23 protein-coding genes and 3 pseudogenes are annotated in these 23211 nt (G+C 63.8%); 3 read left to right on the top strand and 23 right to left on the bottom strand.

The annotated features are described in order from the left end of the window. Window positions 1-23: 23 nt before the first annotated feature. The 8 genes and pseudogenes from EOW66_RS19655 to EOW66_RS19630 form a co-directional block, all read right to left on the bottom strand. On the bottom strand, window positions 24-326 hold the full coding sequence (locus EOW66_RS19655) for an MmoB/DmpM family protein (protein ID WP_128157988.1): 303 nt from the start codon (window positions 324-326) through the stop codon (window positions 24-26). A 7-nt stretch (window positions 327-333) separates the two neighbouring features. Continuing rightward, window positions 334-708, bottom strand: coding sequence for a Rieske 2Fe-2S domain-containing protein (locus EOW66_RS19650; RefSeq protein ID WP_128157987.1), 375 nt, complete (start codon window positions 706-708; stop codon window positions 334-336). Beyond that, a complete protein-coding gene (locus EOW66_RS19645) occupies window positions 698-946 on the bottom strand; it encodes a toluene-4-monooxygenase system B family protein (protein ID WP_128157986.1) in 249 nt (82 codons plus the stop codon). Before EOW66_RS19645 ends, EOW66_RS19650 begins: the two co-directional genes overlap by 11 nt. Before the next feature lie 87 nt (window positions 947-1033). Further along, window positions 1034-2521: an aromatic/alkene/methane monooxygenase hydroxylase/oxygenase subunit alpha gene (locus EOW66_RS19640; protein WP_128157985.1), complete on the bottom strand. Its 1488-nt coding sequence runs from the start codon at window positions 2519-2521 to the stop codon at window positions 1034-1036. Between the two features lie 588 nt (window positions 2522-3109). After that, complete coding sequence (locus tag EOW66_RS20965; protein WP_394342846.1) at window positions 3110-3496, bottom strand: transposase; 387 nt, start codon at window positions 3494-3496, stop codon at window positions 3110-3112. Window positions 3497-3626: 130 nt separating this feature from the next. Next, window positions 3627-3707: pseudogene (locus EOW66_RS20960) on the bottom strand (transposase); the annotation flags it as partial. 1 nt (window position 3708) lies between these two features. Beyond that, window positions 3709-3990 (bottom strand): transposase, encoded by a 282-nt coding sequence (locus EOW66_RS20955; RefSeq protein ID WP_380710156.1) that lies wholly within the window; start codon window positions 3988-3990, stop codon window positions 3709-3711. 650 nt (window positions 3991-4640) lie between these two features. Then, window positions 4641-5402: an SDR family NAD(P)-dependent oxidoreductase gene (locus EOW66_RS19630; RefSeq protein WP_128157984.1), complete on the bottom strand. Its 762-nt coding sequence runs from the start codon at window positions 5400-5402 to the stop codon at window positions 4641-4643. A gap of 89 nt (window positions 5403-5491) precedes the next feature. Here EOW66_RS19630 and EOW66_RS19625 point away from each other — a divergent pair, with 89 nt between their 5' ends. Next, window positions 5492-6391: a LysR family transcriptional regulator gene (locus tag EOW66_RS19625; protein ID WP_128157983.1), complete on the top strand. Its 900-nt coding sequence runs from the start codon at window positions 5492-5494 to the stop codon at window positions 6389-6391. An 86-nt stretch (window positions 6392-6477) separates the two neighbouring features. After that, window positions 6478-7392 (top strand): annotated as a pseudogene (locus EOW66_RS19620) (IS5 family transposase). 292 nt (window positions 7393-7684) lie between these two features. Here EOW66_RS19620 and EOW66_RS19615 read toward each other — a convergent pair. The 15 genes from EOW66_RS19615 to EOW66_RS19545 form a co-directional block, all read right to left on the bottom strand. Then, entirely contained in the window at window positions 7685-9136 is a 1452-nt protein-coding gene (locus tag EOW66_RS19615) for an NAD-dependent succinate-semialdehyde dehydrogenase (protein ID WP_128158004.1), read from the bottom strand. A 165-nt stretch (window positions 9137-9301) separates the two neighbouring features. Continuing rightward, the gene (locus EOW66_RS19610; RefSeq protein ID WP_128157982.1) at window positions 9302-10204 is read right to left on the bottom strand and encodes an NAD(P)-binding domain-containing protein; all 903 of its coding nucleotides are present in this window, start codon (window positions 10202-10204) and stop codon (window positions 9302-9304) included. 49 nt (window positions 10205-10253) lie between these two features. Continuing rightward, window positions 10254-11522 (bottom strand): TRAP transporter large permease, encoded by a 1269-nt coding sequence (locus tag EOW66_RS19605; protein WP_128157981.1) that lies wholly within the window; start codon window positions 11520-11522, stop codon window positions 10254-10256. 25 nt (window positions 11523-11547) lie between these two features. Then, a complete protein-coding gene (locus EOW66_RS19600; RefSeq protein ID WP_052642828.1) occupies window positions 11548-12069 on the bottom strand; it encodes a TRAP transporter small permease in 522 nt (173 codons plus the stop codon). Between the two features lie 71 nt (window positions 12070-12140). After that, window positions 12141-13340 (bottom strand): TRAP transporter substrate-binding protein, encoded by a 1200-nt coding sequence (locus EOW66_RS19595; RefSeq protein ID WP_128157979.1) that lies wholly within the window; start codon window positions 13338-13340, stop codon window positions 12141-12143. Between the two features lie 308 nt (window positions 13341-13648). After that, window positions 13649-14416 (bottom strand): sulfite exporter TauE/SafE family protein, encoded by a 768-nt coding sequence (locus EOW66_RS19590; RefSeq protein ID WP_128157978.1) that lies wholly within the window; start codon window positions 14414-14416, stop codon window positions 13649-13651. After that, window positions 14416-15324 carry a LysR family transcriptional regulator gene (locus EOW66_RS19585; RefSeq protein ID WP_128158003.1) on the bottom strand — a complete coding sequence of 303 codons (909 nt, stop codon included), beginning with the start codon at window positions 15322-15324 and terminating at the stop codon, window positions 14416-14418. Before EOW66_RS19585 ends, EOW66_RS19590 begins: the two co-directional genes overlap by 1 nt. A 230-nt stretch (window positions 15325-15554) precedes the next feature. After that, window positions 15555-15869 carry an NIPSNAP family protein gene (locus EOW66_RS19580; protein WP_052642836.1) on the bottom strand — a complete coding sequence of 105 codons (315 nt, stop codon included), beginning with the start codon at window positions 15867-15869 and terminating at the stop codon, window positions 15555-15557. Window positions 15870-15906: 37 nt separating this feature from the next. Continuing rightward, window positions 15907-16932 carry a YeiH family protein gene (locus tag EOW66_RS19575; protein WP_128157977.1) on the bottom strand — a complete coding sequence of 342 codons (1026 nt, stop codon included), beginning with the start codon at window positions 16930-16932 and terminating at the stop codon, window positions 15907-15909. 14 nt (window positions 16933-16946) lie between these two features. Then, a complete protein-coding gene (locus tag EOW66_RS19570) occupies window positions 16947-17615 on the bottom strand; it encodes a fumarate hydratase C-terminal domain-containing protein (protein ID WP_128157976.1) in 669 nt (222 codons plus the stop codon). Beyond that, window positions 17612-18568 (bottom strand): fumarate hydratase, encoded by a 957-nt coding sequence (locus tag EOW66_RS19565; protein ID WP_128157975.1) that lies wholly within the window; start codon window positions 18566-18568, stop codon window positions 17612-17614. The genes EOW66_RS19570 and EOW66_RS19565 overlap by 4 nt, the downstream gene beginning before the upstream one ends. A 25-nt stretch (window positions 18569-18593) precedes the next feature. Next, window positions 18594-20360, bottom strand: coding sequence for an L-aspartate oxidase (locus EOW66_RS19560; RefSeq protein ID WP_128157974.1), 1767 nt, complete (start codon window positions 20358-20360; stop codon window positions 18594-18596). Window positions 20361-20362: 2 nt separating this feature from the next. Further along, window positions 20363-20704, bottom strand: coding sequence for a succinate dehydrogenase, cytochrome b556 subunit (locus EOW66_RS19555; RefSeq protein WP_128157973.1), 342 nt, complete (start codon window positions 20702-20704; stop codon window positions 20363-20365). Next, window positions 20701-21033, bottom strand: coding sequence for a succinate dehydrogenase (locus EOW66_RS19550; RefSeq protein ID WP_128157972.1), 333 nt, complete (start codon window positions 21031-21033; stop codon window positions 20701-20703). The genes EOW66_RS19555 and EOW66_RS19550 overlap by 4 nt, the downstream gene beginning before the upstream one ends. Beyond that, a complete protein-coding gene (locus EOW66_RS19545) occupies window positions 21033-21764 on the bottom strand; it encodes a succinate dehydrogenase/fumarate reductase iron-sulfur subunit (protein ID WP_128157971.1) in 732 nt (243 codons plus the stop codon). The genes EOW66_RS19550 and EOW66_RS19545 overlap by 1 nt, the downstream gene beginning before the upstream one ends. 212 nt (window positions 21765-21976) lie before the next feature. Here EOW66_RS19545 and EOW66_RS19540 point away from each other — a divergent pair. Next, window positions 21977-23029: pseudogene (locus EOW66_RS19540) on the top strand (IS5 family transposase). The last annotated feature ends 182 nt before the right edge of the window (window positions 23030-23211 follow it).

The raw sequence follows: 23211 nt of genomic DNA, 5'->3' as shown, positions 1-23211 counted from the left end.
TCTCTCCTCCCTCGCGTGCGGGCTCAGCCCTGCAGCGCCCATTCCCAACGGTCGTCCATCGTCTGCAGCCGGCCCGAGAAGGACACGAGGCTGGGTTCGAGCTCGGACAGGCGGAACGGCCGGCCGAGCATCTCGGCCATGCTGCCCTCGGTCAGCACCATCGAATGTTCGGCCTGCACCCGGACATAGCCCGAGCGATCCTCGATCAGGATCTCGCGGCCGGGGTTGTCCTGCTCGGCCGCGCCGATCACCGCGTTGATGATGTCCTCGTCCATGCCGCGGATGATCGGGCCGACGAGCTTTCTGGTGTCCTGTGCTTCGGTCATCTCTTCCTCATGCCTCCTCGGCCTCGTGGCGCAACCGGCGCAGACGGCCATCGGTCGGAACGCCGATCAGCACGTCATCGCCCGCAAGCCGGACCGCGTATTGAAACAGCCGGCAGCCGGCGGGATTGATCCCCTTGCCGTCTTCCATGCTGAATTCCCATTCATGCGCCGGGCAGGTGATGGTGCCGGCCTCGAAGTCGATCTTGCCATCGGCCAGCAGGATCTCCTGATGCGGGCACATGCCCTGATAGGCGCGGAAATCGCCGCCGGGGCGATGAAAGATCACCACCACCTCGCCCGCGATCTCGGCATCGACGAAATCCCCCTCCCAGAGATCGTCGAGCGTGCAGGCCTTGACCCAGTCGAGCGCCTCAGTCGACATAGCCGGCCTCGATGTAATCCATCACGCCGATGCCGCTTTCGGCGAATGTCATGCGCGCCGGCAACTGCTTGTCGTTGAACCAGACCGCCATCGGCTTCGCCCGTTCGGCCACCCGCAGCCCGACCGCGTGATGCGCGACCTTGGCCGCCACCGCCGCCATGTCGTCGCCGTCATCGACCGGCACGAGCTGCATCAGGAAATCACCCCGAAACGAGGCCATCAAAGGGATCATTGCCATGTCTTCCTCCCATGTGTTCCGTGGCGGACAGGCGCGCGTCTCCGATCGGGCGCGCCGCCCGTCCGCAAAGATTTCGTGCCTGTCGGCTTATTCCGCCGCCGCGAGGCGCTGCTTGAACGCCCAGGCGTAGTTGTCGGCGTCCTGGCCCGCGACCTCGGGCGTGATGCCCATGTATTTCAGCGCGCCTTCGAGGTTCGGCGGCTGGATCTGGCCGGCAAGGAAGCGGTCGATGATCGAGAGATGGGTGTCGTAGCGCTCGGGCTGGCTTTCCCAGACCCACTGGCAGATCTCCGAACAGAAGGTCACCTTGCGGCCGTTGTGCACGGTGGTGAAGGGCTTCTTGCCGGCATGGGTGCCGGTGACCGGCAGCTGGCAGCAGTTGCACACCATCGGCAGCGTCTCGGGATAGGTCTTGTCGATCCGGCCGGCGCGGACGTTCTCGGTGATGACATCCCAGTACTTGCCGAACCTGTCGTTCCAGCCCGGGTATTTCTCCTCGAGCCAGTCGCGCTCGTCGGGCGAGACGCCGGCATCGGGGTTCCACCACACGGTCGGGCGCCAGAACCAGACGCCGAGATGCTGGGCGTGGTGATACCAGTCGAGCTCGGGCAGGAAATACTCCTCCCAATACCAGGGCAGCTCCATGCCCAGATCCTTGAACTGGTCGACGAACTGGCGCACGATCCATTCGGTCATGAACTCCTTGAAGCTCATCGTGCGGTGCTCAAGCGGCGTGTAGTAGTCCATCGAGAAGCCGGTGAGCAGCCCGAAGATCCGCCAGGAGCGCCAGAACATCTGATCGACGAGCTTCTGCGCCTCCTTCGCGCGGCCGTTCTCGACCAGGATCTTCAGCGTCGGTTCGCCCTGCTGCGAATGGCGCGCCTCGTCGGTCTGGATCGAGGAGATCAGCGCGCCGAACTCGATGTCGCCCACATGCAGCGCATCGGCCGACATGCCGAGGAACTGCAGATTGGTGAAGCCGGTCTCGAAGGTGAAGGTGAGCTGGATCGCGGTCGACACCGCGTCATTGGCGGTGAACATGTCGTCGAACAGGCTGCGCGCCGCGATCGCCGCCCATTCGTTGGTATGGACCGCCTTGTGCGCCCAGTCCATCTGGGGGTCCTTGTCGGTCAGGCAATAGGGGAAATAGATCTGCGCCTGGCCATGGCGGCATTCGTCGAGCGTGCCGAAGGAGGCCATGTTGCGCCAGGCCGCCGCCCGGCCGAAGCGCGCCATCCGCGCCTCACCGATCGAGGCGAGGTATTCCGGCACCGGGATCGCGCCGTAATGCGCCTTCACCGCCGATTTCCAGCCCTCGTCGAGCTTGTCATACATGTTCGAGCGCGCGATCGTCGAACGGATCGAATAGATCCCCGCGTCCTTGCCGGCCTGGTTGTGGACATATTCGCGATAGGTCAGCTTGTAGGGCTCATCCCAGCCCCACCATTTCTCGCTCTCGATCCCGAAGCTCTTCGAGAGCGCCTCGGGAAAGGCCTCCTCCTCGGAGACATAGGTGAAGGGCCAGTTCATATCGCGCGCAGTATCGTAGTAATCGTGGCGCTGAAGCTTAGGCATCGAGTAACCTCCCAGTTCGAGCCCTGCCCCGACTGCGGCCTGCGGCCGACAGTCAGGAAGAAAATCTGCGGGAGGCACATGTTTCGGTGGAACGCCAAGGCCCGCCCGGACAGAGTGCGGCCGGTGGAACCCCGACATGGCGCCCGTCCTCCCCTTGGACACCGGCCGGGATTTCCCGTTCTTTTTGCTATTTCCGAGAATCACGTTAGGAAAACCGTCTTTGGTTTTCCTTTAGTCGGAGGTCGAGATAAAATTATTCTGAATCATATACTTGCGAGATACATGGCAGGAAAACCCCAATCCGGCGATTGCGGTTCCAGCCTTCGCCTGCGCAGCAATAATGGCGCGTGCCCCCCCTGCATCGACCTTGTTGCGCTAATCGGACGACAGGCCGACCTGCCCCTTATCCCGTCTGTCTCATGTCACGGCGTCGATCTCGGCCCGTCCAAGGGCCGAGCAGCGGTTCATGACTGAGCAGGTGAATGCCACCGGTTCGAATGAACCTGCGAAGGATGCGGATCTGGATTTCGGCGGTCTGCCGGTCAGGGTCTCGTGACATGATCCGTTCGCCGAAAAGCTTGAGGCGGTTCATCTGGGCCTCGACGCGACTTCGGGCGTGGTCGTCGGTCCATGTCTTCCAGATCGATCGCCCCAGAAATCGCGTCGCTCGCAGCGTCTCATTGCGCGATGTCGCGGCGGGGGGCAGTCCGGCTTCCACGCTCGACCATTTCGGCGGATCGGGATGATCGGTTCTGCGCCATGTTCGAGGATCGCCGCATGGCAACGGCGCGTGTCATAGGCGCCGTCGGCAGTGACCGTCTCGATCTCTTCGTCGGCGGGGATCTGCGACAGCAGCTCCGGCAATGAGGAGGGGCAGGAAACGATCCGGGGGATCGTTTCCCCGACGAATGGGCTGTCGCCCTGTCGGCTTGAAGTGAATTCGACCGCTCGGATGTCGCCTGTGGCCGTGTCCATGGCCAGATGCACCCCCCCGCCACTCTCGTCTGCGCGTCGCGCCATGCTTGCGCGCCAGCCATTCACCATCGCCGCGGAAACGGATGCCTGTGCTGTCGATCAACAGATTCAGCCGCGCACCGGAGTGCCGATACGGGATCAGCACCTCGATCCGAGCCTGACGCCGGCACAGCGTCGAATAGTCGGGCACGGGCCAGTCCAGCCCGGCCATCTCAATCAAGCTCGCCACCAGACCGTTCGCCAGTAGGCTCGGACCAATGGCGCCTCACTGGCTCACTCTGACGAAGCGGCAGGCCGAACAGCACTTTCAGCGTCAGGCAGGTTTGAATGGCGCTATCGGAGAAGGTCTCGGGGTGGCCGCGCTTGACAGCTCGCTCGGCCTGCCAAGACATTTCCGGATCGAACCAGACGGACAACGATCCTCGCCGCTTCAGCGAAGCGTTATAGTCGGACCAATTCGTCGTGCGGTAGCGGGTGTTGGCAGGCTTTGACATGCCAACGATCTAACCCTCAGGATTCTCAAGGTGAATCCCTCTCACTGATATGTGCAACAAGCCCATCCGCCGACAAGAAAGTGCTGATCAATGACCGGGGCGAAAGGCCCCCGTCCCCGTGCGACACGCGTTCACGCGGGAGCTCGGCTTGGCACCCGCGTAAACGACACTGAGCACAGGATGCGGAAATGGCGGCAGGCGAGTCCATGCCTAGGCTTCCCGACGTTTCCGGCCGAGACTGTATGAAAACTCGATCGGACATGGCCGGCTCAGGAATAGTGTTCGCCCGCTGGTGATCCTGAGACGTTTTGTTCCGATGTTGGCGACCGCGGGCATCCTGACAAGGAAATCGTCCTTCGCGATTTCAGGAAATCTGAGTTTTCACACAGCCTCGGCCCTTTGCCGCCGGTCGAACATGCGCTCATGCCGCGGCGCAGCTCCCCGAAGCGGTCGGCCGTGGCATTGTGCAGCAAAATCCGGGCCGAATGTCGCTGATGCGGGACAAAGCTGCCGGTCGTCGGGTGGACCGGACGTATTGAGGATCAATTTGCAATCCCCAATCGTCCGGGCCGCCGAGCGTTCCATCCTTCTTCGATGGTCAGGACGCGAAAAGGGCCATCAAGAACGATTTTTTGGACTGGTATTGGGCATCAGACATTCATTCCGCCAGTCACCTCAATTCGCTGACCGTTGACCCAACCGAAATCATCCGACAACAGACTTGCGATGACCGGGCCGACGTCTTCCGGCCCGCCAACGCGCCCCAGTGCGGTGCGTGAGGCCAGCGCCTTGTTGACCTCGGGGTTGTCGCGGGTGACACCGTTGCTGAAGTCGGTCGCGATGGCTCCGGGCGCGACCACGTTGACGGCAATGCCACGTGGACCAAGCTCCAGCGCCATGTAGCGTGTCAGGGCTTCCACCGCCGCCTTCATCGGTCCGTAGATCGCCCGGCCGGGGAACGTGAAGCGCGTCAGCCCGGATGAGATGTTCACGATCCGCCCGCCGTCCTTCATCAACGGCAGCAGGATCTGTGTCAGCAGGAACGGTCCCTTGAAATGCACCGCGAACTGCGCGTCCAATTCTGCTTCGGTCCCGTCTGCCACGGACGCAGTTGAGGAAATACCGGCGTTGTTCACCAGGTAGTCAAAGCGTTCTGCTCCCATCTGTGCAAGGGCCGTGCGAACGCGGTCGACGAAGTTCGCGAAGCTGGCAGCCTTGCTGACGTCAAGCTGCAAGGCAACGGCTTGCGCACCCGCCTCCTGAATGGCGGAAACCACCTTGTCGGCCTCATCTTTTCTGGAGTGATAGGTGATGATTGAGGATACGCCCCGTTGCGCCAGCCGGAGGGCGGCATCGCGGCCCATGCCCCTGCTGGCGCCCGTGATGATGGCGATAGATGCTGTGTTGTCCATGAAAATTCTCCTTGTGCGGAAAACATAGACAAGACATCTGTTCAGGATAAGATGAGTATAAAACTACATTCTGTTCGGATTTTTGAACGATGAAACATGACTTCTCCGCAGCCCAGGCGTTCGTTGCGGTCGCCACGGCCGGCGGCTTCCGCGAAGCGGCCAAGACGGCCGGCGTAAGCGCGTCAAGCCTGAGCGGGGCGGTAAAAAGACTGGAAGATCAGTTGGGCGTCCGGCTGCTGAACCGCACGACCCGCAGCGTTGTGACCACAGAGGCCGGGACGCATTTGCTCCACCGCCTTCAGGCCGCCATGTCGGACATGGAGGCGGCACTGGAAACGGCCAATGACTATCGAAGCACGCCGAGCGGCACGATCCGGCTGAACGTCCCGCTCGGCGTTGCGCGACTTGTTCTGCCGCGCCTGCTGCCGGAGTTTTTAAAGGCCTATCCGGATGTCCGAGTCGAAATCATCGCGGAGCATGACGTCGTCGACATCCTCGGCGCCGGATGCGATGCCGGTATCCGCTATGGAGACAGGGTGACCAAGAACATGGTGCTTACGCCGATCGGCCCTTCGCGCCAAAGGTTTGCCACCGCTGCCTCGCCCGCCTACCTGGCGCGGCACGGATGCCCCCTTCACCCGCATGATCTGGATCAGCACGCCTGTCTGCCTGCCTCGGTTGGGGGCGGCCATCCGATACCTTGGGAATTCGAAAAGGCGGACGACGTCATCCGTGTGTCGACGCAAGGCCCTGCGACAGTTGATGTCACAGCAGTCGATCTGGCTGTCTCGATGGCGGTCGAGGGCTGCGGCATTGTTCACCTGTACGAGGAATGGCTGCAGCCGCAGATCGACAGCGGTGCCTTGGTGCCGGTACTGAAGCCCTGGTGGTCGACCTTCGACGGCCCACTGCTTTACTATCACGGGCGCGAACATGTGCCCGCACCCTTGCGCGCCTTCATAGACCATGTGCGCACGCACAGGTGGTGAACGATCGCATCTGATGCCGAGGCGTTGTTGCAGAACTCAGCCGGTGACGGATTCACGTCGGGAATCCATACGGTTAGACGGGCTGCATGAGCAAGCCAAAGCCCGCCCGCTACCGCACGACGAACTGGTCCACCTAGTGAGCCAGGCGCCATTGGTCCGAGCCCACTGGCGAACGGGATGGTCGCGAGCCTCCTGCGCCTGGCAGGGCTGGACTGGCCTGTTCCGGACTACTCGACGCTCTGCCGCAGGCAGACGACCCTCAAGGTGCAGATCCCCTTTCGCCGTGCCGACGGGCCGCTGAAGCTGCTGGTGGACACTGAGCCATGGCGCCGCCACTGGTCCGAGGCCCATGGCGAAAGGCATCAAGTTTCTTGGCGAATGAGATGGGACCGTGGCCCCAGTGGGGCCGCGTAAGCCCATCGAATGAATGGCAGGCCCGCAAGCATGGCGTTCAGGGACGTCGCCAATGGCGCAAGGTGCATCTGGCGATGGACACTGCCACCTCGGATATCCGCGCCGTCGAGTTCACCCCAAGTCGGGAAGGCGACAGCCCCGTCCTGCCGGACCTGTTGGGCCAGACCCCTGAGGACGAGGACATCGGCACCGTGACCGCGGATGGTGCCGACGATACCCGCCGCTGCCACGGTGCCGTCATCGCACGCGGCTGCACGGCAATCATACCGATCCGAAGGAACGGTCGGGCTTGGAAAGAGGACTGCCCGCCTGCCAAGGCGCGCAACGAAACCCTGCGCGCCACGCGTCACTACGGTCGGGCATTCTGGAAGCGGTGGACCGGATACCACGCCCGCAGCCGCGTGGAGGCCAGGATGAAATGCCTGAAGGCCTTCGGTGAGCGCATCGCCGCGCGGGATCCCGATCGTCAAACCGCCGAAATCCACATCCGGGTCATTCGCGGCTGCGTTCGGACCGATGGCGCTTGCCGCTCATTCATCAATCGCTTCAACGCGCTCGGCACTGCCGAGGTCGTCCGCGTGGTCTGAACCCGAACGGGAAAGGGGCACTCACGCCTCAGGTCGCTTTTCTGCAACAACGCCATCCAGATATCTGAAGACGACTGGCGCTGAAGCGCCAGTGCGCCATGACACGCGCCAGCTACGTGGGAAGCGCGCGCGCCATGGCGCACACCCTCACCAACTGGCCTGGTTTTGCTCCGCCGCCATGGCCGACTTTTGCGCCGCCGTTGACAGGGTATCGGCCTTTGCGACGATCTGGGCGCTTGCGGCGATCGGGGCCGCCGCGAACGCCAGGACCGGTGTCAGGACCGGATCGCGATCAAAGCCCCGCCAGACAGAGATATTTCATCTCGAGATATTCATCGATCCCGTGGCGCGATCCTTCGCGGCCGATGCCGGATTGCTTGACGCCCCCGAACGGCGCCGCCTCGCTGGCCAGCGCGCCGGTGTTGACGCCGACCATCCCGGCCTCGAGCTTTTCGGCGACACGGAAGACGCGCGCCAGATCGCGGCTGTAGAAATAGGCAGCCAAGCCAAACTCAGTTGCATTCGCCAGCGCGATGGCCTCGTCATCGCTTGAGAAGGAGATGATCGCGGCCAGTGGCGCAAAGGTCTCTTCGCGGGCAACGAGCGCATCCGGGCTGACGCCGGTGATGACGGTCGGTTGGAACCAGGTTCCGCCAAGCGCATGGGGGCCCCCGCCGGTGAGCACTCTGGCGCCGCGATCAAGGGCGTCTTGCAGATGCCGTGTGACCTTCTCGACCGCGGCCCGGTCGATGAGTGGCCCCTGTTCGGTTGCCGGATCGCTGCCGACACCGACGACCAGCTTTTCGGCCGCCTGCGCCAGCCTGTAGGCGAATTCGTCGGCGACGCTCTCATGCACATAGATGCGGTTGGCGCAGACGCAGGTCTGCCCCGAGTTGCGGAACTTGGCCATCATCGCGCCCTGCACCGCGGCATCAAGATCGGCATCCTCGAAGACGATGAAGGGCGCGTTGCCGCCAAGTTCCAACGACAGGCGCTTGATGCCATCCGCGCTTTCCGTAATCAGCCAGCGGCCGACCTCGGTCGAGCCGGTGAAGCTGATCTTGGCGACCGTCGGATTTTTGCAGAAGAGGGTGCCGATCATCTGCGCCTTGCCGGTGACGACCTGAAAGACGCCCTTCGGAATGCCCGCGCGTTCGGCCAGGACCGCCAGCGCCAGCGCCGACAGCGGCGTCTGCGAGGCGGGCTTGACGATGATCGGGCACCCGGCGGCCAGCGCCGGGCCGGCCTTGCGGGTGATCATCCCGTTCGGGAAATTCCAGGGCGTGATGGCCGCACAGACCCCGATCGGTTGTTTCAGCACGATGAAGCGGCGGTCGGCGGCGGGGGCGGGAATGACCTCGCCATAAACGCGCTTGGCCTCTTCGCCGAACCATTCCAGATAGGCGGCATTGGACACGATTTCCGCCTTGGCCTCGCTCAGCGGCTTGCCCTGTTCGGCGGTCAGGATCTGCGCCAGATCATCGGCGTTCTCGATGATCAGATCATACCATCGGCGCAGCAACACAGCGCGTTGCCGGGCAGGACGCGCGGCCCAGTCCTCGCGTGCGGCCTCGGCCGCATCAATCGCGCGCTGGACCATCTCGCGGGACAGCGACGGAACCCGCCCGACAAGCGAGCCATCGGCCGGATTGGTGACGTCGATCCCCTGATCGTCCGCGCAAATCCAGGTCCCATCGACATAGGCATTGGCGGTGAGTAGGCTCTTGTCTCGCAGTGACAGCATGGTCGTTCTCTTTTCGTGTAGGGCGTGCGCCGGGTCCTCCCGTCCGGCGGGACGGGGGTGCCATCGGCGACAGCGGGATGCGGTTGATCGGGAGGACACCGGCGGGCAAGGAGCGCCGGGGGCTGGTGCCGGCGCCGCGGCCGTGGCGGCGCCGGTCAGCGGTGCTTATTGGCCATCAAAGGACATGCGCGGCAGCGCCGCGGTCCGGCGCATGGTTTCCAACGCGGCCGACCAGTCGTTGACGCCGAAACCCTCGGCCTTCGCCATGGCATAGATCTGAGAGGCCGCGGCCCCGACCGGCAGCGGGATATTCAGCCCCGCCGCATAGTTCAGGGCCAGATTCAGATCCTTGGCGGCCAGCGCCAGGCCGAATTCGGGCGAGATGTCGTGGTTCAGCACCTTGCGCTGATAGGCCCCCGACACGAAGCCCCGCCCCGCCGTCGTCCCGGCCAGCACATCGACCGTGCGTGCCACATCTAGCCCGGCCCCTTCGGCAAAGGCCAGAGTTTCGGCGGTCAGGATGTTGAGCGCCGTGGACATGAAGTTGTTGACGATCTTGGTGCGCGTGCCGGTGCCGTTCTCGCCGCAATGGATTGTCTGGCGCCCGACCGCGTCGAAGACCGCCTGCGCGCGCGCCACGTCGCTGGCATCGCCACCGGCGAGGATCAGCAGATCCCCACGTTCGGCCACCTCGGAGGTGCCACCGACCGGCGCGTCGACCATGCGGATGTTCATCGCCGACAGGCCCCGCGCGATCTTGTCGGTCATGTCGGGGGCGATCGTGCTCATGTCGATGAACAGCGTGTCTTTCGTCAGGGCCGTGGCGACACCGCCCGCACCGAAGAGGGTCTCTTCCACGTCGGGGCCGTTGGGCAGCATCGTCACGACGAAGTCGCGGTTGGCGGCCGCCTCTGCGGCGCTTGCGGCGGCATGTCCGCCCAGAGCTACGATGCGCTCCACCGCGCTAGGGTTGATGTCATAGACCCAAACCGAATGCGATGCGTCGATCAGGTTTCGCGACATGGCGAAGCCCATGCGCCCAAGGCCAATGAAGCCGATTTGAGCCATTTTCTTACTCCGTTCTTGGATAGGTATGATGCTGAGGGGGCGTGCAGGCCTAGACGAAGGCCAGCGACAGCCAGGGGATGAAGGCGATGACGAGGCAGCACAGCAGAAGCGCCACGACATAGGGGATGGCGGCGCGTGTCACGCTGGCAAATCCGGCGCCCGAGGTCGCACTGGCGACGAACAGGTTGAGCCCGACCGGCGGCGTGATGAAGCCCACCGCAAGCGTCGAGACCACGATCACGCCGAAATGCACCGGATCAATCCCCAGCTGCCGCGCGATCGGGGCCAGCATCGGCGCGAAGATCAGGATGTTGGGCGCGGCCTCCATCACGCTGCCCGCAACAAGCAGCAGGGCCACGATCATGATCAGCACGACAGTCGGGTCGTCCGACCACCCGAGCATCCCGGAAACCACCGCATCGGGGATCCGCAGCATGGTCAGGTTCTGCGACAGCACCATCGCGACGGCGATGATCGGAACCACCAGCCCGCAGATCCGCGAACTGCTGACCAGCACGCCGGGCACGTCGCGCAGCTTCAGCTTGCGGGTGACGGCCACCGCGACGAATAGGCAATAGACCGCCGCGACCGCCCCGGCCTCGGTCGGGGTGAACATGCCCGAATAGATGCCGACCAGAATGATCGCGATGGCCCCCAGCGCATAGCGCGTCTCGATGGCCGAAGAGAGCACCCCCTTCACGCTGAACTGGGTCCGGTCCCCGAACTTGCGCTTGCGCGAGATGACATAGGCCACCACACACATGACGCCCACCATCAGCAGCCCCGGGATGATGCCCGCGATGAACAGGTCGGTGACGCTCAGCCCGGTCGCAACACCATAGAGGACGAAGGCCACGCTGGGCGGAATGATGATCCCGACCACGCCCCCTGCGGCCACAGTCGCGGCGGCGAAATTGCGGTCATAGGCTTGTTTGGACATCTCGGGCAGTACGACCTTGCCCACGGTCGCCACCGTCGCGGCGTTCGAGCCGCTGATCGCCGCAAAGATGCCCGAGGCGACGATGGTCGTCAGCGCCAGCCCGCCACGCACCCATCCCACCAGGCTTTGCGAAAACCGCATGATCTGGGCCGCGATCCCGCCGGCGGCGATCAGATCGCCGGTCACCACGAACAGCGGCAGCGCGAGCAGCGGGAACAGGTTGAGTGAATCGAACATCGTCAGGCTGACGTTGAGCAGCGGGAACTGGTCCGTGATCAGCGTCAGAAGAACGGCGCCCAGCCCGATGACGGTCAGGATCTCGACCCCGAGCAGCAGCAGCACCACGAGCGCGCCGAATACCAGTGTAGTGGATTCCATCTTGAGTTCCTCCCCTCCCGAAGGCTCAGTTTGCAGCCGCTGCGGCGGTCGTAAGCGCCAGAGCCCGCCCGTTTCGATAGTCAGAGATCGTCGCGATGGACCGCTGGATCGTGCGCAGGACCACAAGGCTCCAGCCCACCGGGACGGACAGCAGCGCAATCCAGAACGGCAGGTCGATCCCCACCATCATCTGTTCGAAGTCGATCGCATCGGCTAAGGGCTGGCGGATGAACACCACCACCACGCTGGCCAGCACGATCAGCAGGACATCCGACAGCAGCAACAGGACCAGCTGGATACTGCGCGGCATCATGTCCCGCAGGAATGTCACCGCAAGATGCGCGCGATTTCGCGCCATGGCGGCCATCGACAGATAGCTCAGCCAGATGAAGGCGTAGATCGCGGTTTCATAGGCGAACAGCATCGATGACTTGAACACATACCGCCCGACGACCTCCGCGAAGATGATCGCAATGATGTAGATGTAGAGGATCGCGCTGAAAGCGTCTTCGAGATACTGGTCCAACAGCCTGAGATAGTGCCGCAAATCTTGTTCCTCCCGTAAAGGCCTGCCACGCCGTGGCAGGCCGTCAGTGTTTGCTTCACATGCTGCGGTTGTTACAGCTTCCACCAGCGCACGGGCGCGGTATCAGCATCGGACCGGGCGACCTTGACGGCGGTGTCGTAGGCCTCGCGTCCATAGGTATCGATCGCCTCTTGGAGCGACGGGTTGTCCGCCACCGACAACGTCTTTTCCCAGATCGCGCGCTCGTCCTCGGTCAGGAACGTCATCTCGGTGCCCGCCGCGCGGAAGCCTGCATCCGCAGGGGAATCTGGCATGATGCCGAACGTGTCGCGCAGGATCTCCTTGTAGGTGTCGAAGACATGGGTCTGGGCCTCGAAGGCGCCTTCCATCACGGCCTCTTTCAGATCGGGGTCGAGCGCGTCGAGCCAGGTCTTGTTCAGCCAGATCGAGTCGGTGTTATACATCCAGTCGGTGTCGATGATCTGCCCGATCACCGGCGCCATGCCGACATCATAGCCCGAGCCCGGCGCCAGATGCAGGCCCTCCATCACGCCATCCTTCAGCGCCGAGAAGGTCTCGGCCCAGGCGATGGGCGTGGCGCTGGCCGGCAGAATATGGAACGCCATCTGTTCCAGTTTTGAAGCGGTCACCCGGATCTTCATGCCGGCCAGATCGTTGGGCAGGCGGACCTTGGTGGTCACGTTGTGCGACAGCATGACCTTGCGCGACCAGGGATGTGCAAAGGCGACCACCAGCCGGCGATCCTCGGTGCCCTTGCGGAAGATGTCATTGAATTCCTTGCTGAACAGCAGGCGCCAGAAATTGTCGTCGCGACCGATCGCATAGGGGACATCCAGCACATTGAGCACCGGGACCAGCTGCGCGGCGTTCTGCATGCTGCAGCTGCCCGCCTGCACCGCGCCCTGCTGAACCTTTTTCAGCAGCTCGGCCTGCCCGCCCAGGGCGCCGCCGTCATGAACCTCGACATAGATCTGTCCCTGGCTCTGGCGCTCGACCGCGGCCTTGAACTCGGGCGCGCCATGAACCCAGACGACATGCGGCGTGCCAACGCGGCCGGGAAACTGGTTGAGGGTGGCATCAAGCCCCATCGTCAGGATATGTTTCGCCGCGGCTTTCTTGGCGGCCTCGTCAGCGAGGACTTCGGCCAGGGCCTTCTGGCCACCGGCCAGCGTGAAGCTGAAGCCGATGCTTGCCACCGTGCAGCCGCCCAGACCGGCGCGAAGAATTTCTCTTCGGCTCAGTTTAGGCCCTGAGTTCACTTGTTTTTGCACCACAAACCTCCTCCCAGGTTTTGATCGAACAGGGTCATTCCGCGGATAAATCCGTTTGGTATTTATCGCCCCTTTCGCGTGTGAATGACCTCCTTGAGCAGGCTATCGTTAACTTGGTCAAACGCCAATATGATAATTATGAATAAATCTGTTAGATAAAGTTACGATAACGGGTTTGGGCAGGCCTCCGAAATCCCCATCCGGATGCGCCCCGCCAGGGAGGCGTCCGGATGGGGATTTCGGGGGAAACGTTGCGGGCGTCAACGCAGGGACGCGCGCCGCCCCGCGGGGCGGCGCGCCCGGTTCTGTCACAGCAATTCGCGCAACAGCATGAGGGCGCCCGACAGGAACATCAGCCCGATCAGCAACCGCCGGAAGATGTCGTCGTTCAACCGGTGAAAGACCGCAAGCCCGACCCGCGTCGCCACGAAGGTCATCGGCAGACAGAGCACGATGAGGATCAGGGTCTCGCGATCCAGAACGCCGCGCAGTGCCAGCACCACCAGCGTCAGGCCAAGGATGATCAGGTTGAACGGTTGCAGCACCGCCCGGGTCTCTTGCTTGGTCCAGGGGCGCATCGCGCACCACATGGTCGGCAGGGCCCCCGACAGCGAGGCCGCCCCCCCGAGAACCCCGCCGAGGAACCCCACAAGGGCATCGACCAGGGGCAGCGGGCGCGTGATCCTGGGCAGCGAACGCCGCAGCAGGAAGAACCCCCCGAACAGGAGCATGAAGCTGGCGATCCCGAACTTCAGCTGATCCGCCGAGACAAATGACAGCAGCCGCACCCCGATCGGCACCCCGATCAGCGCGGGCAGCAGAAAGACCATCAACCGCCGGGTCTGCGCGCGAATGGACCGGCGGATCACCCAGGCGGCCTGCGACCCGCTGGACACCGACATGACGATCGCGATCGCCACCGCCTGTTGCGCCGGCATGATCTCCAGCCAGAAGCCCAAGGCAAACAGCGCCGTCCCGAAGCCCGCCAGCCCGTTGACAAAGCCCCCCACAAGGGCCCCGCTCGCCAGCAACGCCAGAAAGGGCCCCGCGCCCGGATCCGGCAGCCAGCCCAGCATCAGATCGCCTCGCGGATCGCGTCGGGAGAAAACTCGCCGATCTCGACGGCATTGAGCAGGGCGCGGACGATCTCCTGAATGACGCGGATCTTGGCGGTATTGCGGCGATAGACCAGGCCCAGTGTGCGGGTTGGCGGCGCGTCGGCCAGGGCCACCTGCCGTAACGGCAGCGCGCTGGCCGATTGGACGCTGGCGGCCGGGACAATCGAGACGCCAAGGTTCGCCATCACCATGCTTGAAATGGCGTCCAGGCCCAGAAGCTCCATCGAGTCGTTGACGGTGATCCGGTTGGCCTGAAGCCAGCTTTCCACGATACGCCCGACTACGGCGTCACGGGAAAAGCGGATGAACGGATTGGCGCGCAGGATCGTGATCGGGTCTTCGCCGGTCACCTGGGGCGAGGTGATCAGGACGAGGGGCTCCTCGACAACGGTATGCCATTCAAGGCCGCTGGCCAGCACATCGGGCTTGGAAATGATCGCGGCATCCTGCGTGCCGCGCTCGACCTGCAACACCAGCGAGGCCGACAGCGCCGGCGACAGGCCGACATGCAGATCGGCATAGCGCGCCTTCAGCAGCGCCATGCTCAGCGGGACAAGTCCGGTCAATGTGGTCGGCACGGCGCCCAGAATGAATTCGCCGCGCAACCCGTCATCGCCGAGAACCGAGGGCACGATATCATCATAGGCGCGTACCACCTCGCGCGCTTTGGCAAGGACGGCCCGCCCGATCGGCGTCAGCTCGGGGGTTCGGGGCGAGCGGTCGAACAACTGGATCTGCCAGGTTTCTTCCAGCGTCTTCATCTGCTGGCTTACGGCGGCATGGGTGACAAAAACGGCCTCTGCCGCCGCGCTGAATGTACCGTGGTCCGCAACCGCGATTAGGGTTCGAAGCATTCTGATAGACATTTGCATCTCTTCCGAAATAAAATATTTCAGATGAAGTATTTCATTCACAGATATGTAAATCAATGCTTTCGGTTCGGGACGCGCTGCGGGATTGGCTCCCCCGGAGCGGCGGCGCGGGTGGACGCGCCCTTGCGCGCACGGCGCGGGACGGGGCGCGACACCGGGTAGCACGCCGGGGGCGGACCCGTCACCGCGGCCGGGGGCGTTGAAAGCCATGGTACGGCACCGCCCTAGCGGGGCGAAAAGAACGGGGCGGGGATCAGGATCTTGTTTTCGATGTGATCGACGAGCGGTCGCATCTGCACGGCATAGGCCTGCCATTCGGGGGAGGCCTGCAAGGCCTTGCGACGCTCCCATCGGTCATCCATGCTGTCATAGCCCCACATGTGCACGATCTGGTTCAGCGGTCCGATGTCGGTGAAGTAATAGCCGACCATGCGCCCGAGGATGCGGGTCTGCACCGCAAGCCCTTCGGCTTCGTAGAGGGCAAGGAACTTGGAGACGTTCCCGTTCTTCAGCGTGTAGGTTCTCATGTCGACAAACATCGGAGCCCTCCTCGGCTCGGGTGTGAATTGGGTCGGTTCAGGGCAGGAGCAGCTGGATGCCGGCGAGCGCAAAGGCCGCCAGCGTCAGGGTCAGCGCGCAGACAAGGATGATCGAGCGCGGACCAACGTCGCCGAGCTTGCGCAACGAGGTCTTCATCCCCAGAGCGGCGATGGCGGTGACGAGACACCAACGCGACAGATCGAGCAGCGCGGCGACCAGTTCGGGGGGCAGGACGTCCGTGCTGCCGATCAGCACGAGCGCGGCAAAGCCCAGCACGAAGAACGGGATCGGCAGGCGCGGGGCGGGCACGCCATCGGCGTGGCCCGATCGGGCGAAGACGACTGAGAGCACGACCACCAGCGGCACAAGCAGCGCCACCCGCAGCAGCTTGACGAAGGTCGCGGTGGAGCCCGCGAGGTCCGAGACGGAATAGCCCGCCCCGACGACCTGTGCGACGTCATGGATCGTGGCGCCGAAGAACACCCCCATCTTGTAGTCCGACAGGCCAAGCGTCGAGCCGACGATCGGATAAAGGATCATCGCGAGCGTCGAGAGGGCCGTCACCGCGATCACGGTGAAGACGGTGTCGCGCTCCAGATCCTTGTTGTCCTTGGGCAGGACGGAGGCGATCGCCAGCGCCGCGGACGCCCCGCAGATCGCCACGGCGCCGCCGGTCAGGATCCCGAAGGGCACCGACTTTCCGAGCAGGCGTGCCCCCAGAATGCCGAGCGCCAGCGTGAGCGCGACCCCGGAAAAGGTCAGCGCCAGAACCCCGAGGCCTGCGCCCGCGATTTGCTGTGCGGTGATCCCGAGCCCCAGAAGCCCGACCCCGAAGCGCAGCACGGTCTTGGCCGTGAACTCGATCCCGGGCGCGGTCCGGCTGCCTGCGTCGGACAGGAACGCCAATGCCATCCCCAGCAGGAGCGCCATCAGCATGACCGGTGCGCCGTAATGCTCAGACAGGAAGCGCGCCGCCAGCCCGACCGTCATGGCGGCGATCAGCCCCGGCATCAGCGGTCGAACGCGATCGAGCCCGACCGATGCGCCGCGCTTCTGCGTCATTCCTTTACCGGCGCTCATCCGATTAACTCTTCGCTGCGGTCGTCGGTTTCGCCGAAACGCTTCAGGACGGCGGGCTTCGTGCCTTCGTAGATATGGTCGAGGTTCTGGACGATCTTGGCGTTCTCGCGCTCGAAGAGGCAGTTCCCATCGAGGTCCGAGGCGACGAGGAAGGGCCCCATGCGGTTGCAGCGGATCACCCACATTGCCTGGGCCAGGCCCAGCTCGTCGCTCCAGTGCACCGCTTCGACGTTCTCGACGCCGCGGCCCAGCAATGCGCCCGTGCCATAGCCCACGGTCGACAGGTAGATCGCGCCATTGGGGACGAAATAGCTCTTGTAGTCCTTCGAGGTCATGCCGCCCTTGCCGATGATCAGCTTGGCGCCGGTCTTGGCCATCCATTCGGGCAGCCATTTGGCGAAGCGGAAGCTTGCGGTGGCGGTCACAGCGCCCATGTCGAAGCTCCCGTCCGAGCGGATCGTCGCGGCGGGCGAGCAATGGAAATTCGCCGCGCTGTCGCGGGGCAGCTCCATCGGGATATTCGCCTTTTCCTCGAGCGCGCGCATGTAGACGCCCTCGCGCGCGGTGTACATCAGCCCGTTGAGGTAGACGACATCGCCCAGTTGCAGATCGGCGATCTCCTCGGGGCTGGGGGTGGTGCTCAGCATCACTTCACGCAGTTTCATTCCGTAGCCTCCCGCGGGGGTTCCCATTCGACCGTCTCGCGGCGCTGATAGGGGGTGAACCAGTCTGGATCGGTGCGATGGTCGACACGGCCGTCGGAATGGATGCGAGCCACAGCGCGGCGCGAGGACAGACAGAAGGCATGGACCGACATCTGCATGCCGCCGGTGTGGCAATAGCCGACCTCGATATGGGTATCGATCACCATGTTCTTGCCGACGAAGCCCATTGCGCCCATGCCGATCGAATTGCCCAGTTCCTTGAATTCCTCCTCGAGCGCGGCGATCTTCGGATCGGGGTTGCGGCTGCCGACGGTGCGCAGACAGGCGGCGCGCTTGCCCAGCACCATGCAGGTATCCTTGCTGCCGCCGAGGCCAATGCCGATGATTGCAGGCTGACAGGCGAGCCCGCGCTTGCCGAAGGCCATCAGGCTGTCGAGATAGAACCGCTTGATCCCCTGAATCCCGTCCGAGGGGAACAGCATCCGGTAATCGGTTCCGAAGAGGCCGCCCTTGTGGACGGTGATCAGGTCGATCCAGTCGCCCTCGGGCTCGAAGCCGTATTCGATCTCCGGGGCGCCGATGCCGACATTGTTGTTGTGATCGGTGCGCCAGAGCGGATGCACCCGGTTCGGGCGCAAGGGCACCGCCGATGTGGCCGAGGCCGTCGCGCGTCGCAGCGCGGCCTCAAGCGCGACAGGCCCCCCCTCGATCCGGGCCTCGTTGCCGATCTTGACGAACCAGCGCGGCACACCGGTATCGCCGCACATCGCGCGGCGGTCCTGTTTGGCGGCTTCGTAATTCTCGAGCATCGCCTGCAGCACGAAGCTCGACAGGTCGCCGTCCTCGGTGCTGGCCGCCTGCTTCAGCCCGATCAGATAGTCGTCGGGGATCTCGATTGCGGCCTTGGCCATCAGGGCATCGGCGGTGTTTTCGATCAGCGATACGGGGATCATCGGTGTCGTCCTTCGGTTCTGTGCGTCACTCGGATGCGACCAGTGTTTCGGGTTCGCCTTCGGGCAGGATGGTTTCGCCCGGGCGCACGATGGTGAAGCTCACCCGCTCGCGATGCAGACCGAGCGCCGCGTCCGTATCCGCGCGCGCGACGGTGAAATAGGAGGTGTCGAGATCGCCCTCCTCGGGGAAATCCTCGCGGTAATGCGCTCCGCGCGAGTTCTCGCGCAGAAGTCCCGCGCGTGCGATCACCTCGGAGATCTCGACCAGCGAGGCCATGTTGAGCCAGTCATGCCAGGTCAGGTTGAAGGCGAGGTTCGCGGGATCGACCCCGGTTTCCCACAACTCGGCGCGGATCTCGGCAATGCGCCGCAATCCGCGTTCCATCCCGGCGCCCGTGCGCATGACGCCGACGTCTTCCCACATGATTTCCTGCAACTTGGCGCGCAGCGCCTGGATGTTGCCCGGGCGTTTCGAGAGCGGATGCACCGCGCGCTCGACCTCCTGTGCAAGGATCTCTTCGTCTGGGTCGCGCAGGCTCCGCATCGTGCGAATGTCCATGCCCATCGTATCGCCCGCAACCCCGCCATAGACGGTCGAATTGGCAACGCCATTGCCGCCGAGCCGGTTCGATCCATGCGCACCGCCGGCATCCTCGCCCGCGACGTAAAGGCCTGGCAGGGCGGTGCGGGTATCGGGATCGACCACGACACCGCCCATGAAATAATGCGCGGTCGGCACCACCTCGACCTTACCCGCGGCGAGATCGAAACCGGAATCGGCGCAGCGTTTCACCATGCCCGCGAACTTGGCCCGTACATTGTCGGAGCCGAGATGGCCCATCGAAATGAACATCCCGACCTGCTCCGGGTCGTTGTTCTTGCGCATCTCGGCATAGATGCCGCGGCTGACCACGTCGCGGGTCGCCCGTTCGCCGCGGGTATCGTAGTCGAACATGAACCGCTCGCCGCGGGCATTGAGCAGCTGCCCGCCCGCACCGCGCAGCCCTTCCTCGAGAACCGTGCCGGTCATTCGCGTGTGGTTGCCCGCCAGCAGGCCGGTGGGATGGAACTGCACCATCTCCATATCGCGCAATACGAGCCCGCGGCGGAGCGCCATCGCGAGCCCGTCCATCGTCTTGTCTCCCGAGGGGGTATGATACTTGTACATGGTCGGGCCACCGCCGGTGCCCATCATCACGCATTTGGCCCGCACGAAGCGGAAGCGCCCGGTACGCATATCGATGAACAGCACCCCCGAAAGCGCGGCGCCGTCGGGCGTCGGGATCAGGCCGATGGCGCGATGTTCCTGCAGCTTCTGGATCGGGCGGTTCAGCACCTGCTCCATCAAGCGGCTGATGATCTCGATCCCGGTCAGGTCACCCTTGTGGACGGTCCGGTCGGCGGTCTGACCTGCGAAGGCCTTCTGATGCAGGCTGCCGTCGAGATTGCGGTCGAAGAAGCAGCCGATCTCGTTTTCCAGCTCGCGGATGCGCACCACCGCCTGTTCGCACAGCCGCCAGGCCATGTCCTGATTGGGCAACCATTTGCCGCCCTTGATCGTGTCCATGAAGTGCCGCTCGACGCTGTCACCGCCGCCAAGCGCGACATTGTAACCGCCCTGCACCATGCGCGTGCAGCCGCATTTCCCGATCAGCCCCTTTACCGCAAGGGTGATCCGGGTGCCCGCGGGGGCACTTTGCTGGGCGTGCAGCGCCGCGAACAGCCCCGCGCCGCCCGAACCCAGGATCAGGATGTCTGTGTCTTCTCTTTCGATGTCGAATTTCGACGGCATGGTCAGATCGCCCTCAGGAAAAACAGGCCTGACACCAGAAAGGCGCCGGCAACGGTGGCCGCGGCCAGGTTCTTCTGGCGTCCCGACCACGGGAGAAATTCGAGGGCCAACAGGCGCAGCCCGCCGAAGAAATGGATCGCCAGCAGGAATACCAGCCCGAATTCCGCCAGCTTCACCAGCGGCGCCTCGGCGAAACTCAGGAAGGTGTCGAGATCTTTCGGGCGGGTGATCGCAAGCGACAGGACATGGAAATGCGCGGGCAGGAACAGCGCGAGGCCAAGCCCCGAAACGCGATGCGCCGCATAGGCGAGCCAGAGCGGATGTTTGCGGTGCGGGTGGATCATAGCATCGTCACGGCCGAAACGGCGCGCGCCCCCATGAACAGAAGGACGATCATCACGCCCCAGGTGAAGAGATCGAGCAGCACTCCGCGCAGCTTCAGCATTTCTGAGACGATCACCCGCAGCCCGACCGCGGCGTGGATCGAAACTGCGATCACGAAGCTGCCGTAGAAGGCGAACCACGCGAGGCTGCCCCGGGTGCGCTCAAGGACCTCGGCCGTGCTCAGCCCGCCCTGAATCGCGTAGATCATCACCGCGATATGGCCCAGAACCAGCGGCGCCATTACCATCGCGCTAAGCCGCTGCGCCATGTAGAACCCCATGCCCTGCATCACTCGGACCTCCGTTTGAAATAGGATGCGGCGGCAGCGCGCTTGAGCCCGGCGATGGCCGAGAGCGGATCAAGCTCGTTAGGACAGAACCGGGTGCAGCTGCCCTGCGAATGACAGTTCTGGCAGCCGCCTGCCGCAGTCGCGCGATCAAGCGCCGCCTGCCGGTCGTCGATCTTGACATCATTGTAGAGCGTCCAGGCGCGTTGCAGCGCGGCCGGCCCGAGGTAATCGGGATTGCCCGCCACCGTGTCGCAGGCGGCATAGCAGACCGCGCAGTTGATGCATTCGATCGCCTTGTTCGCCTCGACCCGACCGGGTTCCTGCGGCGATACCGGCATGATCGGCTCGGTGCGCGACCGGCTGGGCCGGTGGGCGCCGCCGGCCTTAATCCATTTCTCGAAGAATGGATCCATGTCGACCGCAAGATCCTTGATCACGGGCAGGTTGCGCAGCGGGCCGATCTGCAGCCGATCGCCGTCGGCCACGCGGCTGACATGGGTCCGACAGGTCCAGCGCGGCTGGCCATTCACCATCATCGCGCAGGAGCCGCACATACCGACCCGGCAGGCGTAGCGATAGCTGAGCGAAGGGTCGGAATTCTGCTGGATCCAGCTGACGACATCCAGCACGGTCTGGTTGTCCTGCCGCGGCACCTCGAAGGTTTGAAACCTCCCCCGGGGCCCCTCTCCGCGCCAGACCGATACGTGAAGGGTCTTCTCTGAATTACTCACGGCTCACCTGTCTTGGACGTTTGCGTCTGGCCAGGCTAGTCGATGATATAGCTAACAAAAAGTGACTAATTCTTATGTTAAATGTAATATAAACTTACGTTTTTGACGGGATGCATGTCGCCCAAGCGGGGCTTGTAGCCGGCGTCGGCATTGTTGCAGAGCTCTCGCTGTGAAGGATTCACGCCACGAACCCATGCGGTTAGACGGGCTGCATGAGCAAGCCCAAGCCCGCCCGCTACCGCACGACGAACTGGTCCACCTAGTGAGCCATTGAAGGCGCCATTGGTTCAAGCCCAATGGCGAACGCTGCACGCCGCAGACGCGGGTCTCTGCTGGTCTGGCTGGACAAGGAGATGGCGTGGCACGCACCGCATGAGGGCCGTCCAGGACGCCCACCGGTTTTCGCGGATGCAGCAATCCAATTCTGCCTGTCGATCAAGGTGCTGTTCAAGCTGCCACTCAGGCAGACCGCCGGAATGGTCGCGAGCCTCCTGCGCCTGGCCGGGCTTGATTGGCCGGTTCCGGATTACGCGACGCTCTGCCGGAGGCAGAAGACCCTGCAGGTGCAGATCCCCTATCGCCGCGCCGACGGGCCCCTGAACCTGCTGGTGGATAGCACCGGGATCAAGTTCCTCGGTGAATGAGATGGGACCGTGGCGCCAGTGGGGCCGCGTAAGCCCATCGAATGAATGGCAGGCCCGCAAGCATGGTGTTCAGGGCAGGCGCCAGTGGCGCAAGGTGCATCTGGCCATGGATACGGCGACTTCGGACATCCGGGCAGTGGAGCTTACCCCCAGCAGCGACGGCGACAGTCCGATCTTGCCGGAACTGCTCGGTCAGATTCCCAAGGCTGCAAAGATCGGCACGGTGACCGCTGATGGCGCTTATGACACCCGCCGCTGCCACACCGCTATCATCGACCGGCATGCCATAGCTATCATCCCCATCCGCAGGAACGGCCGCCCCAGGAAAGAGGATTGCCCGGCAGCGACTGCCAGAAACGAGCCCCTCCGCGCAACACGACATTACGGCCGGGCATTCTGGAAGCGCTGGACGGGATACCACGTCCGAAGCCGTATCGAGGCGAAGATGCCCTCGCAGGTTCGCTCGAACCTGTGGCGCTGAACCTGCTCGATCTGAAAGCCTTTGGCGAACGCATCGCCGCAAGAGATCCAGACCGCCTAACCGCCGAAATCCAAATCCGCATTGCATTTATGAACCGCTTCTCGGCCCTCGGAACGGCCGAGATCGTCCGCGTGGAATGATGACGGAGGGGAAAGGGGGGCATCACGTCTCAGGCGTGAGTTACGCAACAACGCCGCGCGGCCGGATCGATGTCGTGGTCGCCGAGAGCATCGATCGCATCTCGCGCGATCAGGAACATATCGCGGCGTTCCATAAGCAAATGACCTTCCTCGGCATCCCGGTCATTACCGTGGCCGAGGGC

Source organism: Paenirhodobacter huangdaonensis (assembly GCF_004022465.1).
GTDB classification, from domain to species: Bacteria; Pseudomonadota; Alphaproteobacteria; order Rhodobacterales; family Rhodobacteraceae; genus Rhodobacter; species Rhodobacter huangdaonensis.
Note: the sequence above shows the minus strand (reverse complement) of the source record. Positions and strands in the feature narration are given on the sequence as shown.

What these genes read in the sequence shown, in the direction of transcription:
- EOW66_RS19655 (WP_128157988.1), bottom strand. Translation starts at nt 326, where the DNA reads ATGACCGAAGCACAGGACACCAGAAAGCTCGTCGGCCCGATCATCCGC.
- EOW66_RS19585 (WP_128158003.1), bottom strand. Translation starts at nt 15,324, where the DNA reads ATGTCTATCAGAATGCTTCGAACCCTAATCGCGGTTGCGGACCACGGT.
- EOW66_RS19605 (WP_128157981.1), bottom strand. Translation starts at nt 11,522, where the DNA reads ATGGAATCCACTACACTGGTATTCGGCGCGCTCGTGGTGCTGCTGCTG.
- EOW66_RS19640 (WP_128157985.1), bottom strand. Translation starts at nt 2,521, where the DNA reads ATGCCTAAGCTTCAGCGCCACGATTACTACGATACTGCGCGCGATATG.
- EOW66_RS19575 (WP_128157977.1), bottom strand. Translation starts at nt 16,932, where the DNA reads ATGACGCAGAAGCGCGGCGCATCGGTCGGGCTCGATCGCGTTCGACCG.
- EOW66_RS19630 (WP_128157984.1), bottom strand. Translation starts at nt 5,402, where the DNA reads ATGGACAACACAGCATCTATCGCCATCATCACGGGCGCCAGCAGGGGC.
- EOW66_RS20965 (WP_394342846.1), bottom strand. Translation starts at nt 3,496, where the DNA reads ATGGACACGGCCACAGGCGACATCCGAGCGGTCGAATTCACTTCAAGC.
- EOW66_RS19555 (WP_128157973.1), bottom strand. Translation starts at nt 20,704, where the DNA reads ATGATCCACCCGCACCGCAAACATCCGCTCTGGCTCGCCTATGCGGCG.
- EOW66_RS19625 (WP_128157983.1), top strand. Translation starts at nt 5,492, where the DNA reads ATGAAACATGACTTCTCCGCAGCCCAGGCGTTCGTTGCGGTCGCCACG.
- EOW66_RS19565 (WP_128157975.1), bottom strand. Translation starts at nt 18,568, where the DNA reads ATGATCCCCGTATCGCTGATCGAAAACACCGCCGATGCCCTGATGGCC.
- EOW66_RS19650 (WP_128157987.1), bottom strand. Translation starts at nt 708, where the DNA reads ATGTCGACTGAGGCGCTCGACTGGGTCAAGGCCTGCACGCTCGACGAT.
- EOW66_RS20955 (WP_380710156.1), bottom strand. Translation starts at nt 3,990, where the DNA reads ATGTCAAAGCCTGCCAACACCCGCTACCGCACGACGAATTGGTCCGAC.
- EOW66_RS19615 (WP_128158004.1), bottom strand. Translation starts at nt 9,136, where the DNA reads ATGCTGTCACTGCGAGACAAGAGCCTACTCACCGCCAATGCCTATGTC.
- EOW66_RS19580 (WP_052642836.1), bottom strand. Translation starts at nt 15,869, where the DNA reads ATGTTTGTCGACATGAGAACCTACACGCTGAAGAACGGGAACGTCTCC.
- EOW66_RS19570 (WP_128157976.1), bottom strand. Translation starts at nt 17,615, where the DNA reads ATGAAACTGCGTGAAGTGATGCTGAGCACCACCCCCAGCCCCGAGGAG.
- EOW66_RS19645 (WP_128157986.1), bottom strand. Translation starts at nt 946, where the DNA reads ATGGCAATGATCCCTTTGATGGCCTCGTTTCGGGGTGATTTCCTGATG.
- EOW66_RS19560 (WP_128157974.1), bottom strand. Translation starts at nt 20,360, where the DNA reads ATGCCGTCGAAATTCGACATCGAAAGAGAAGACACAGACATCCTGATC.
- EOW66_RS19590 (WP_128157978.1), bottom strand. Translation starts at nt 14,416, where the DNA reads ATGCTGGGCTGGCTGCCGGATCCGGGCGCGGGGCCCTTTCTGGCGTTG.
- EOW66_RS19550 (WP_128157972.1), bottom strand. Translation starts at nt 21,033, where the DNA reads ATGCAGGGCATGGGGTTCTACATGGCGCAGCGGCTTAGCGCGATGGTA.
- EOW66_RS19610 (WP_128157982.1), bottom strand. Translation starts at nt 10,204, where the DNA reads ATGGCTCAAATCGGCTTCATTGGCCTTGGGCGCATGGGCTTCGCCATG.